This is a genomic window from Nocardioides sp. NPDC047086 (genome assembly GCF_040643685.1).
Lineage (GTDB): Bacteria > Actinomycetota > Actinomycetes > Propionibacteriales > Nocardioidaceae > Nocardioides.
In genome coordinates this window covers 51,993-63,697 of the sequence record NZ_JBEYUV010000010.1, presented here as the reverse complement: position 1 = coordinate 63,697, position 11,705 = coordinate 51,993, and the positions used below count along the sequence as shown (strand labels likewise).

At 70.2% G+C, this 11,705-nt stretch carries 9 protein-coding genes; 6 read left to right on the top strand and 3 right to left on the bottom strand.

Translation table 11 applies throughout. The annotated features are described in order from the left end of the window. Positions 1–66 precede the first annotated feature (66 nt). The 4 genes from ABZ796_RS09995 to smc all read left to right on the top strand — a co-directional run bounded on the left by ABZ796_RS09995 (position 67) and on the right by smc (position 6,436). A complete protein-coding gene (locus ABZ796_RS09995; RefSeq protein ID WP_357336571.1) occupies positions 67–858 on the top strand; it encodes a DUF6576 domain-containing protein in 792 nt (263 codons plus the stop codon). 182 nt (positions 859–1,040) lie between these two features. Next, a complete protein-coding gene (locus ABZ796_RS09990; protein ID WP_141803713.1) occupies positions 1,041–1,238 on the top strand; it encodes a hypothetical protein in 198 nt (65 codons plus the stop codon). Between the two features lie 255 nt (positions 1,239–1,493). Then, on the top strand, positions 1,494–2,609 hold the full coding sequence (locus ABZ796_RS09985) for a polysaccharide pyruvyl transferase family protein (RefSeq protein WP_357336569.1): 1,116 nt from the start codon (positions 1,494–1,496) through the stop codon (positions 2,607–2,609). A 287-nt stretch (positions 2,610–2,896) separates the two neighbouring features. Further along, a complete protein-coding gene (smc, locus tag ABZ796_RS09980; protein WP_357336567.1) occupies positions 2,897–6,436 on the top strand; it encodes a chromosome segregation protein SMC in 3,540 nt (1,179 codons plus the stop codon). An 893-nt stretch (positions 6,437–7,329) separates the two neighbouring features. Here the strand turns inward: smc and ABZ796_RS09975 are convergent. Next, positions 7,330–7,524 carry a hypothetical protein gene (locus tag ABZ796_RS09975; RefSeq protein WP_357336566.1) on the bottom strand — a complete coding sequence of 65 codons (195 nt, stop codon included), beginning with the start codon at positions 7,522–7,524 and terminating at the stop codon, positions 7,330–7,332. Between the two features lie 26 nt (positions 7,525–7,550). On the opposite strand from ABZ796_RS09975, the gene ABZ796_RS09970 reads away from it, so the two are divergent. After that, positions 7,551–8,099, top strand: coding sequence for a CGNR zinc finger domain-containing protein (locus ABZ796_RS09970; RefSeq protein ID WP_357336564.1), 549 nt, complete (start codon positions 7,551–7,553; stop codon positions 8,097–8,099). Positions 8,100–8,152: 53 nt separating this feature from the next. Continuing rightward, positions 8,153–9,100, top strand: coding sequence for an ATP-binding protein (locus ABZ796_RS09965; protein WP_357336563.1), 948 nt, complete (start codon positions 8,153–8,155; stop codon positions 9,098–9,100). A 52-nt stretch (positions 9,101–9,152) separates the two neighbouring features. Here the strand turns inward: ABZ796_RS09965 and ABZ796_RS09960 are convergent, their stop codons facing one another. Together ABZ796_RS09960 and ABZ796_RS09955 are read right to left on the bottom strand one after the other, a co-directional pair. Then, positions 9,153–9,755: an antibiotic biosynthesis monooxygenase gene (locus ABZ796_RS09960; protein WP_357336561.1), complete on the bottom strand. Its 603-nt coding sequence runs from the start codon at positions 9,753–9,755 to the stop codon at positions 9,153–9,155. 233 nt (positions 9,756–9,988) lie between these two features. Further along, positions 9,989–11,641 carry a helicase gene (locus tag ABZ796_RS09955; protein WP_357336559.1) on the bottom strand — a complete coding sequence of 551 codons (1,653 nt, stop codon included), beginning with the start codon at positions 11,639–11,641 and terminating at the stop codon, positions 9,989–9,991. Positions 11,642–11,705: the final 64 nt, after the last annotated feature.

Below are 11,705 nucleotides of genomic sequence, written 5' to 3'. Positions count from 1 at the left end.
CGTTTCCGGTTGACCCCTGGCGGCCGACACCCCCACGAGCCTTGGTTCCACATCGGGTCCTTGGGGGTGACCACGACGTGGCTCGTGGTCTTTGCGAGCATCGTCGGGCTGATCCTCTTCGCCGTGCTGGGCGGCGCGGGCGTCGCCGGGTTGGCGCTGATCCAGCCCAACATCGCCGAGCTCAAGCTGTGGACGCTGCTGACCTGGCCGTTCGCCTACCCGCAGTTCGGCATCTTCGACGTCCTGGCGATCTTCTTCTTCTGGTACTTCGGGTCCGACCTCGAGCGCAACGAGCTCGGCCGGGTCCGGTTCGCCTGGCTGCTGGTGGCGTTCACCGCGGTGCTCTCGGTCCTGGCCGTCCTCTTCGGCGCGGTGCTGGACCCCTCGTACGCCCTCTTCGGTCTCGGGATGCTCGAGATGATGGTGGTGCTGCTGTGGATCGCGCAGTGGCCGGACCGGATGTTCATGTTCAACATCCCGGCCTGGCTCTTCGGTGTGATCCTCGTCGGCATCCAGCTGATCCAGTACCTCGGCTACCGCAGCTGGGTGATGCTGCTCGTCTTCGTCGTCGGCCTCGGCATCAACGCGTTCGTGGCGCGCCAGTTCGGGCTGCTCGACCGGTTCCCGTGGATCCCGCAGGTGGCCGGTGGGCCGGGGCAGCCGAAGGCGCCCAAGGCCAAGAAGCGCAAGTCGGGCCCGACCGTGGTCACCGGTCCCTGGGAGTCCTCGACCGTCTCCAAGGACGACCAGCGGATGGACGAGCTCCTCGAGAAGATCCACGCCGAGGGTGCTGACTCGCTGACCAGCAAGGAGAAGAAGGAGCTCATGCAGCTGCGGGAGCGCCGGCGCCGCGGCTGAGGCCGAAACGAGCCGAAGTTGAGTGTTATCCACTCAGGTTTCGGCCGTATTCGCGGGGAATGCATGGACGTAGGTCCCGGCTTTGGACGCGTGACGTTGACGCTTGTCGATAACGGTGTCACCCTTGTAGACGGCCCGGTATCGCGGGAACTTCTAGTGATTCCAACGAAGGAAACGTATTCATGGCGAAGGCGCTGATCGGTTACATGAGCAGCGACCTGCGGACTCCCGCCCACCTCACCGCCGAGAATGCTCGGTTGCGTGCACGTGTGCGTGAGCTCGAGGATCTCGTTCTCACTCTGAAGACGGAGAACGACGCACTGGTCGCGGCTCACACCGCAGACCTGGACACCTCGATGCAGGAGATGCAGCCCGCCTGACCTGCGGGCAACTCTGCAACACCACGAGCGAGCGCTATTTTCAAGGCTGGCCTCGCTCAGGGGGAACCGACTCTGTACTCAGGGTCGGTTTCGACCTTTTCGGGGGTCTCGACGAGCTCGACCACCGCATGTAGATGGTCGCCGAGCGTTCACCTCGGGTTCGGCCGATGGGCGCCGCGGACTTCCCGGCGTCGCTACGCTCGCGCGGTTCGCCACCGCCGGTGGCCCGTTTCGTGATCCCCCAGGAGCTCTCCGTTGTCCTCGTTGCGCCACCACCCGGTCCTGCGGTCCGCGGCTCGCCGCCTACCCGACCCGCTCAAGGAGCAGATCAAGGCGGCGCTGGCCCGCCGTGAGCGACGCGGCCGCAAGCCGGTCATCGGGCTCGCCGGGTTCTTCGGGGCGGGCAACTACGGCGACGAGCTGTTCCTGTCGGTCTACCAGCAGTACTTCGGCGAGGAGTTCGAGCTGCGGGTGCTCGCCGACAACATGACCAAGCCGTACTACGACCGCCCGCTGGCAGAGATCGTCGACGAGGTCGACGCCATTCTCATCGGCGGTGGGGACATCCTGCAGCCGTGGCAGGCGGACCCGCGCTACTTCAACCACAAGATGCTGGCCAAGCCCGTCTTCGTGGTCGGGATCGGGGTGCCGATCTACCGCAACACCGAGATCAAGCCCCACATCATCGAGAAGCACAGGCGGTTCCTCGAGCACCCGAACGTGAAGTTCATCGGCGTACGCGACCAGCCGACCGCCGACTGGGTCCTCGCGAACATCTCCGCCGACCTGGACATCGAGGTCGCCCCCGACATGGTCTGCGCGCTCGACCTTCCCCCTGCGACCAAGCCCGAAGGGGCGCCGATCCTCGGCGTCGTCACCCGCTACCGCCCCAACCTGGACGAGCCCGACGACTACTCGCGCGTCGAGGAGATGGCCGGCAAGGCGATCGCGGAGGGATGGCGCGTACGTCATCTCATCCTCGGCACGATGGACGTCGGCCGCCGCGACGTGGCCAATGCCGACGACCTCGACATCGCGGGCAAGGAGGTCGTCTACACCGAGTCGCTCGACGACCTGACCCGGGCGATCGGGGAGTGCACCGCGTTCGCGAGCATGAAGTTCCACGGCTCGGTGGTGGCCACGATGTACGGCGTGCCGTCGATCGTGATGATCGCGACCAACAAGAACCGCAACTTCATGAAGCGCATCGGGCTGGAGGCCAACGTCTCCGCCTTCGACGCCGCCGACCTGGCCGAGAGGTTCACCGAGCGCGTCATCCCGGACCCGGAGGCGGTCGCCGGTCTGCGTACGGCCGCGGACGCCCATCTGCGAGAGCTGCGCGCCGAGGTGAAGCGGACGCTCGGCCTCTGAGACCCCCGCTGGTCGAGCCGCGAGCGCCAGCGAGCGTGTCGAGACCAACACGGTCCTCTCGAGCGCCGAGCCGACCGTGTTGGTCTCGACACGCCTCCGCCTAGCGGCTACGGCGGCTCGACCGGCGGCTCGGGCCGAGGTCCGCCGATCGCGACACCCGGCGGGTTATCCTCGACCCGCTGGGGTTCCCCTGAGCAGCGGCGATTAGATTTGCTGGCTCACCTCAGCCACGCTGATGTGTTGCGAACTGTGTACGACCACGTGGTCCTGAGCCGGGGGAGAAGCCGATGTACCTCAAGCGTCTGACGCTGAAGGGTTTCAAGTCGTTCGCCTCCGCGACGACCCTCGAGCTCGAACCGGGGATCACCTGCATCGTCGGCCCCAACGGCTCGGGCAAGTCCAACGTCGTCGACGCGCTCGCCTGGGTCATGGGTGAGCAGGGCGCCAAGAGCCTGCGCGGCGGCAAGATGGAGGACGTCATCTTCGCCGGCACCTCCGGGCGTGCCCCGCTGGGCCGCGCCGAAGTCTCGCTGACGATCGACAACACCGACGGCGCGCTGCCGATCGAGTACGCCGAGGTCACGATCTCGCGCACGATGTTCCGCAACGGCGGCTCGGAGTACGCCATCAACGGCAGCCCCTGCCGGCTGCTCGACGTCCAGGACCTGCTCTCCGACTCCGGCATCGGCCGCGAGATGCACGTCATCGTCGGCCAGGGCCAGCTCGACACGATCCTGCGCGCGACCCCGGAGGACCGCCGCGGCTTCATCGAGGAGGCCGCCGGTGTCCTCAAGCACCGCAAGCGCAAGGAGAAGGCGCTGCGCAAGCTCGACTCCACGCAGGTCAACCTGGACCGGCTCCAGGACCTGCTCGTCGAGATCCGCCGCCAGCTCAAGCCGCTCGGCCGACAGGCGGAGGTCGCTCGGCAGGCGCAGACGGTGCAGATGGACGTACGCGATGCGAAGTCACGCATCTACGCCGACGACCTGGTCACCGCCAAGACCGAGCTCGACAAGGAGCTCGCTGACGAGGGTGCGCTGCTGGCCCGACGGGCCGAGGTCGAGGAGACCATCGCGGAGGGCCGCGAGCAGGAGGCCGTGCTCGAGGCCGCGCTGCGCGAGGACCTGCCGGCGCTGGCCGCCGCGCAGGAGACCTGGTTCGCGCTGAACTCGCTGCGCGAGCGGCTGCGCGGCACTCAGTCGCTCGCCTCCGAGCGGGTCCGCAACGCAGCCGGCTCCGAGGACCTGGAGGTGCGTCAGGGGCGCGACCCCGAGGAGCTCGAGGCCCAGGCCGAGGTCGCCCGCGAGCAGGAGGAGACCGCCGACGCCGAGGTGGAGGAGCTGCGCTACTCCCTCGAGGAGGCGGTCGAGTCCCGCAAGTCGGCTGAAGACGCTGCCGCCGAGGAGGAGCGCCGGGTCAAGGGGCTCGAGCGCGCCGCCGCCGACCGTCGCGAGGGGCTGGCCCGCCTGGCCGGTCAGGTCAACGCGCTCAAGTCGCGCGCCGCAGCCGCCGACGACGAGGTCGGGCGCCTGACCGCCGCGCGCGAGGAGGCGCTGGCCCGCGCCGAGCGGGCCCAGCGCGACTTCACCGCACTGGAGACCAAGGTTGCCGGGCTGGACGCGGGGGAGGAGGGCCTCGACGCCGAGCACGAGGCCGCCGCCGCCGCTCTCGAGGACATCGAGGAGCGCCTGGCCAAGCTGCAGGCCGAGGCTCAGCAGGCCGACCGGGACCGCTCCACCCTGGCCGCCCGCAAGGACGCGCTGGAGATGGGGCTGAACCGCAAGGACGGCGCCGGGGCGCTGCTCGGCTCCGACCTCCCCGGGGTGCTGGGTTCGGTCGCGTCGCTGCTGGCGGTGCGCTCGGGCTACGAGGCGGCGGTGGCCGCCGCGCTCGGCACCGCCTCGGACGCGGTCGTCGTCGAGTCCGCCGAGCGGGCCGTCGGTGCGATCGAGCATCTCAAGACCGAGGACCTCGGCCGTGCCGGGCTGCTCCTGGGCGGGTCGCCCGAGGAGACAGGGGGCTGGCCCTCGCTGCCTGCCGATGCTGCGTACGCCCTGGACGTGGTGGAGTGCCAGCCGGTGCTGCGGCCCGCGGTGGCTCGGCTGCTCGAGAAGGTCGCGGTTGTCGAGGACCTCGCCGCCGCCCAGGCGCTCGTGGCTGCGGAGCCCGGCATCACCGCGGTGACCCGCGAGGGTGACCTGATCGGCGCCCACTTCGCCTCCGGCGGCTCCTCCAGCGTGCCCAGCCTGATCGAGGTGCAGGCCGCGGTCGACGAGGCCACCGCCCAGCTCGCCGAGGCCCACGCGGTCTCCGAGCGGGCCACCTTCGAGACCTCGCGGCTGGAGGCCGAGCGGCTGGCCGCGCAGAAGCGGGTCGACGTCGCGCTGGCCAAGCTGCACGAGTCCGATGCCACCCTGGCAGCGGTGGCCGAGGAGCTCGGCCAGTTCGGTGCGCAGTCGCGCGCGGCTCGCGGTGAGGCCGAGCGGTTGCTGGCGGCCGTCGAGCAGGCTCAGGAGGCGCGCGAGAACGCCGTCGCCGGGCTCGCCGAGCTCGAGGAGCGCCTCGCGATGGCCGAGGAGGACCCCGAGGACGAGCCCGACGTCAGCGCCCGCGAGGAGCTGGCCCAGGCCGCCCGCGACGCGCGGCAGCGCGAGATGGACGCGCGGTTGGCGCTGCGTACCTCCGAGGAGCGCGCCCGCGCGCTGGCCGGCCGTGCCGAGGGGCTGCTCCGTGCGGCCCGGCAGGAGCGGGAACAGCGTGCCAAGGCGGCGGCCCGTCGCGAGCAGATGCGTCGCGAGGGCGAGGCCGCGCGAGCGGTCGGGACCGCGGTGGCGTACGCGCTGGACCGTCTGGAGGTCTCGGTGCAGCAGGCCGCCCGGGCCCGCACGGAGATCGAGGAGTCCCGGGCCGGGCGCGAGCAGGCGCTGCGCGAGTGCCGCTCGCTGCTGCGCAACCTCGGCAAGGAGCTCGAGGAGCTGGTCAACTCCGTCCACCGTGACGAGATGGCCCGCGCCCAGCAGCGGATGCGGATCGAGCAGCTCGAGGAGCGGATCCTCGAGGAGCTCGGCCTCGACGCCGAGGCGATCGTCAAGGACTACGGCCCCGACCAGCTGGTCCCGCAGCACCCCGATGAGGACGGCAACGAGCGCGAGCCGATCCCGTACGTCCGGGCCGAGCAGGCCAAGCGGCTCAAGATCGCAGAGAAGAACCTACGCGCGCTGGGCAAGGTCAACCCGCTCGCCCTGGAGGAGTTCGCGGCGATGGAGGAGCGCAACAAGTTCCTCACCGAGCAGCTCGAAGACCTCAAGCAGACCCGCAAGGACCTCATGGACATCGTCAAGGAGGTCGACAACCGCGTCGAGCAGGTCTTCACCGAGGCCTGGGAGGACGTACGCGTCGCCTTCGACCACGTCTTCGCTCGGCTCTTCCCGGGTGGTGAGGGTCGCCTGGTCCTGACCGACCCCGAGAACATGCTCACCACCGGCATCGAGGTCGAGGCGCGTCCGCCGGGCAAGAAGGTCAAGCGCCTCTCGCTGCTCTCCGGTGGCGAGCGGTCCTTGGTCGCGGTCGCGTTCCTGGTGTCCTTGTTCAAGGCACGGCCGAGCCCGTTCTACATCCTCGACGAGGTCGAGGCGGCGCTGGACGACACCAACCTCGGCCGGCTCCTGGAGATCTATGAAGAGCTGCGCGAGAACTCCCAGCTCATGGTGATCACCCACCAGAAGCGCACCATGGAGGTCGGCGACGCCCTCTACGGCGTGACCATGCGCGGCGACGGTGTCACCACCGTCATCTCGCAGCGGCTGCGCGACGCCCAGCCTGCCTGAGTGTTACGGCTCGTCGAGCCGACGGGCGGTGAGCGAGCACGACGTTTGATCCTGAAGGGCCGACCAGCGGCGACTGCGAGACCGTCCTCAACATCGAGGAGGTACGGCTGCACCGACCTCAAACGCCTGAATGGCATGTTCCCATGAGCGCATGAAGCCGGGACACCGCGGCGTACGCGCACTCACCTCGGCCGCACTCGCCGGGTCAGGGGTTCTCGCCTACCTGGCAGCGTGGCAACGCTGGTCTGGGGTGTGCCCGCGTGGCGGCTTCGACGAACCTGCCTGCCTCGAGCGGCAGGACCACCTCTACGACTACCAGTGGCCGGCCAGCCCGTGGCGTCCGATCGGGCATGCGGCCGAGCTCTACGGGCTCTCGGTCCTGTTGCTGGCCCTCGCGGCGTTCGCGCTGCCGTTTCTGCTGATGCCCGCCTTTCGTCGCCTCGTCCTCTGGCCGCTCGCTGTGATCCCGGCTGCCGTGCTCGCAGGCATCGGCGTGCTGGCCTTGGCATCTGGGATCGCGGGCAGGACGGTCTCGGTTCCGGGCTTCGACCTGACGGCTCTCATTGTCGCTGGCGTGCTGTGGCCCACCGCGTTGATCATTTCTGCCGCGATCGCAGCGGGTGGGTACATCCCGGATGGGTGGCCAGAGGCTTCCGAAGACCGGCCGTCTGCCGCACGGCCCGTGAGCATGGTGGTGACAGCGCTGCTGATCGCGGCGACGACCGTGTTCCCGACATACCTCCTCGTTGGCCCGATCGCTGCGGGCTATGTCTCCCACGACACGGCCCCTTGGTCTGAAGCTCCCGCCGGCGTGCTCCTCGTCCTTGCCGCCATCGTCATGTGGCCGGCGACGACGCCCGTCACGTGGTCGCGGCAGAGTGACGCCCCTCCGCTCACCCGTGCTCGCGGCTCAGCGCCCGCGGCGGCAGGAACGGATGAGGCAGGAGGTCGACGCGACGTACGCCGCAGTGGGCGCAGCGCACATAGAGGATGAGGCCTTCCGAGGTCTGATGGCTGGACTCGGTGAGCCAGCCGTGCTCGTGGAGGGTGTCCTCGCGCTGGGACTGCTCTGTTGCGCTGTCGGTCATGGTCGCCACTCTGCTGTAATGGTCTTATGCATCTCAACCCTTACGGGGAGTACGCCGTGCTCATGGCCGCCTCGCTCGCCGACGACTGGCCGGCGGACCGGGCCGGCATCGAGGCGCGAACCCGGGAGTTCGGGATGACGATGGCCTTCGCCGCATCTCCGGATGACCACGGGCGCACTCGGCAGGTGATCGATGAGTGGCTTCGCGTCGTCGATGCGCCCGAGCCGGGGGAGAGGGCGCGGTTGCTCAACGACCTGATGGCGCAGGCGACCGCGTATCCGCGGCTGACCGACCACGACCGGGAGGGCTGGCACCTCCACTTCCGCGACGACACCAACGACTCGCTTCCCGACGTGCTGCGAGCGGTGATCAGCGTGGGCACAGCGCTGCACCTGACCACCCGGGGCATCCACCGCCTGGGCCGGTGCGCCGCGGGGGACGTCGAGGGCGACCCGTGCTCGGCGGTGGTCGTGGACGTCACCCGCAACGGACGGCAGCGCTACTGCTCGGTCCGCTGCGCCAACCGTGCCGCGGTCCGCCGGCACCGTGCCCGACGCTCCGTCACCGCCGGTTGATCGGCCTGCGGAGTTCGCTGACGGACGGGGTGGACGCGGGGCACACTGGCCCCATGAAGTCCGTGCCGGACGGAGGCCGTGAGCTGCGGCTGCGCCTTGCCGCTGAGACCGTCAGCGTGCCCGGTGCGCGCAGATTCGTCACCGACGGGCTGGCCGAGTGGGGCCACGGGCACCTCGTCGACGATGCCGCCCTGTGCGTCACCGAGATGGCGGCGAACGCCGCCCTGCACAGCGGCAGCCCCTACATGCAGGTCCGGTTGCGTGACCTCGAGCCGGGCGTACGGCTCAGCGTCGAGGACGACGGCGCGCTGGTCCCGCTCCCTGCCGTCGCCCCGCCGCCCGTCGCGAGTCAGGGCACCACCGGGCGGGGGCTGGCGATCGTGTCGGTGCTGGCGAAGTCGTGGGGGATCGAGGAGCGTGTCGATGGGCGGCGCATCTGGGCCGAGCTCGCCGGTGATGGCGTCGAGCACGACTTACGACCTCCGACGGTGGCCTACGGCGATCAGGCGATGCCCGAGCCGGCGGCCCTGCCCGCGGACTGGGTCACCGTCCAGCTGCCCGCCTGCCCGGTGCAGCTCGGGCTCCAGATCGACCAGCGCCTCGACGACCTGGTCCGTGAGCTCCAGCTCATCGACTCCGAGGACGGCCCGACCCCGCCGCGCGAGCTCGGCGAGCTCATCGAACGGCTGGTCACCCGACCGGCCTTCGCGCGCCACCTGGGTCGCCGAACCGCACTGGACGCGGCCGCGGCGGGGCTGGAGTACGTCGACATCGAGATGACCCTTCCCCGCGAGATGGCGCCCTTGCTCCCTGAGCTGCTGGCCGCGGACAACCTGGCCGACGAGATCAGCGAGACCCACCAGCTGCTCACCCTGCGCTCCACGCCGGAGATGGTGTCGTTACGAACCTGGTTCACCGAGAGCATCGTCGGCCAGGCGGAGAGCGACGCCGACCCGGTGCCGTACGAGGAATGGGTGCGGGCGAGAGGCGGCCCCAGATGACGGATGGCCGGCCGAGCCCGGTCAGAGGCGGGCTCGGCGAAGAGACGTGACGTCAGGCCATCTCGGGGACGTGCAGGTGGGCGTACGCGAGGTCGAACTCGTGCACGTCGACGATCGTGCCGCCCGCGTCGCTCGCGGCTCGGCCGCGCATGTCGTCGGCCGCCGGGCGGCTGGCTTCCATCGCGGCGCGGGACTCCCAGGCCGTGGTGGCGCAACCCAGGCCGGAGGACCGGTTCGCCAGCAGGCTGGCGCTGCAGAATCCAGCGGTCTGCTCGAGCTCGGGAAGGATCCCGACCCGGAAGGTCTCGGCCATGGCGTCGAGGTCACCATGCAGCCAGCTGACTCGGGCGCACTCGCCGTGCTGGCTACGGTGCATGACGACGATCTCCCACTCGTCGACCTGCATGGAGCCGCCGAGGATGTCCTTCCCCCGATCGCGTAGCGGGCGAAGCTGCTCATCGCTGGCGCGCATGGCCGCCTCGTCCTCCCACGAACTTGTTGCGATGCACTGACCGGTCTCGCGGTCGACCAGCATCGAGAGGCCGCGACAGCCCTCGACGCTGTCGAGCATGGGCCCGACCTCGTTCTTGACGAAAGCTATGCCCGCGTCGATGTTGCCGGGACTCCCGTGGAACGTAGTGGAACGTGCGTACACAGCCCGCTCCTTTCTGAGACAGGGCAGTGCCCGGACCGGCACCGCCGGTCTTCCCTGTCTACTCCTCGGGGCGCAGCGATGCCATACCCAAGCTGTGGTTCTCGGCCCCGTCGGGCTGGCCGACATTCGTCTGTGCTGATGGAGATCTCTTTGGAGGTCCGCTCGCGGCGGAGTGACGCGCCACCGCCAAGGGGTTCTCCACGGTGCCGGTGCGCCTTGCATGAGCCGAGAGGTCAGGCGCCGTCCTCGGTCAGGGTGGCGGAGGGAAGCCAGTCGGCGCCGAGGAGCTGGGCGAGGGCAGTGAGGCCCGTGGTGTCGCTTCCCACCGTGGCAGAGGCCGCAGCGATCCGCTCGACCATCACCCTGCCGACCTGCTCCTCGACGGTGCCCTCGGCGTACGCGATGTGCCACGGCGAGAGCTGGTGGTCGCGGTGGGTGCGGCCGGTCACCTGCCGTCCTGCGATGCCCGAGAAGCGGGCCTGGTGGAAGACGCCGACCCGCGGCTCGGTGCTCGCCCGGCGGCCGTCGGCGAGGGTCTCGCCGGCGTGCAGGCTGATCGAGGCGACCGTGGTGAAGACGCAGACCTTCGCCTGTCCGGTCTGGAACCGGAGCCGCTCGGCCTCTGCGTCGAACCGGTCGCGGCCATAGATCGTGGCGACGTCGAGGCCGGAGTCACGCAGCCGGTCGGCGATCGGGTCGGCGGCGGTCGCGACGAACTCGACCGAGCAGGCCACCTGTCGCTCGGCCTCGACCTGCTGGAGGATCCAGGCGACCGTGGAGTCGACGCGTATCAGCCCGGCCTTCTGCCGGAAGCGCAGCAGCGCTGCCCGCCCTTTCGCGACGTTGCGGCCACGCCGGGCGATGTCCATCTCGCGGCAGAACTCTCCCCATTCGGCCTCGTACGCAGCCCGCTCCGACGGCGTGAGTGCCACCGGCATGCCGGAGATCGGCACCGGTCCCCAGGGCGCCGCGCGGTGCAGCATCGCGGGCGGCCGCTCGTCCTCGAGCCAGCCGCGTACCAGCTTGAGGTCGGCGGCGCGGCGCGCCGGGTCGGCGGTCCAGGTTGCGCCGTAGCGTCCCCGCTCGACCCCGACGCCGTTGCGCTCGAGCGCGGTGGCGAACGTTGCACCGGGCTGGGTCGCCGAGGTCCACTCCTGCATCGGCTCGCCGAGGACCTGCGCATAGGCCGGGGCGAGGTAGGGCAGGTCGAGCGGCGTGTGCCCGGGCGTCGCGGTCGTCGCGATGACGAAGGGCGCCTTGTCGTGCGGCCGCCCGTGGCCCGAGATCCGCGCCCAGAGCTTCCACCGCTTCGTCGTCGTACGTCGCAGCGCGTGTGCCTCGTCCGCGATGATCACGTCCCACGCGTGATCCTTGACCTTCTCCAGGCGGTCCCACGTGATCACGACCCATTCGAGACCGCCGTCGCCCAGCGCGGCGATCGTGCGGCACCAGTGGCCGATCGTGATCGCGGCAGGACGGTCGGCCACGACCAGCACCCGTCGCGCACCGCGGAGGTCGCCCACCGCTGTCGCCCCGAGAACCGCGGAGATCGTCTTACCCACGCCGGGCTCATCGGCCAGCAGGAACTGCCGTCCACCCGCCGCAGCGCGCGCCGCGATGGCGTCAGCAGCCTCGTACTGAATCTGCCGCGGCTCGAGCGCGTCGGTCGGCTCGAGGCTCTGCGTCGGCATGTCGGGATTGAGGGTGCTCTCGATGAACCGACCGAGCGTGTAGGGACCCGGCGCGTAGGGCGCGAGGTGCGTCGGCAGCACGCGCCCGACGTACAGGTGGGTCTTGACTTCCGGGTGCCACGTGGCGCCCTCGACCTGGGTGCCGTAAGGGACGTCGAGCACCCACAGCCGCTCGCCCGGGCCGACGGCCGGCAACGGCCGCTTCGGATGTCGCGTCCCGCTCCGGCGCGGACGCCCACTGCGGCGACGAGCACTGGAT

Bases quoted from the DNA above. Each gene is read 5' to 3' on its own strand.
- ABZ796_RS09965 (WP_357336563.1), top strand. From the start codon at position 8,153: ATGAAGTCCGTGCCGGACGGAGGCCGTGAGCTGCGGCTGCGCCTTGCC.
- ABZ796_RS09970 (WP_357336564.1), top strand. From the start codon at position 7,551: ATGCATCTCAACCCTTACGGGGAGTACGCCGTGCTCATGGCCGCCTCG.
- ABZ796_RS09975 (WP_357336566.1), bottom strand. From the start codon at position 7,524: ATGACCGACAGCGCAACAGAGCAGTCCCAGCGCGAGGACACCCTCCAC.
- ABZ796_RS09990 (WP_141803713.1), top strand. From the start codon at position 1,041: ATGGCGAAGGCGCTGATCGGTTACATGAGCAGCGACCTGCGGACTCCC.
- smc (WP_357336567.1), top strand. From the start codon at position 2,897: ATGTACCTCAAGCGTCTGACGCTGAAGGGTTTCAAGTCGTTCGCCTCC.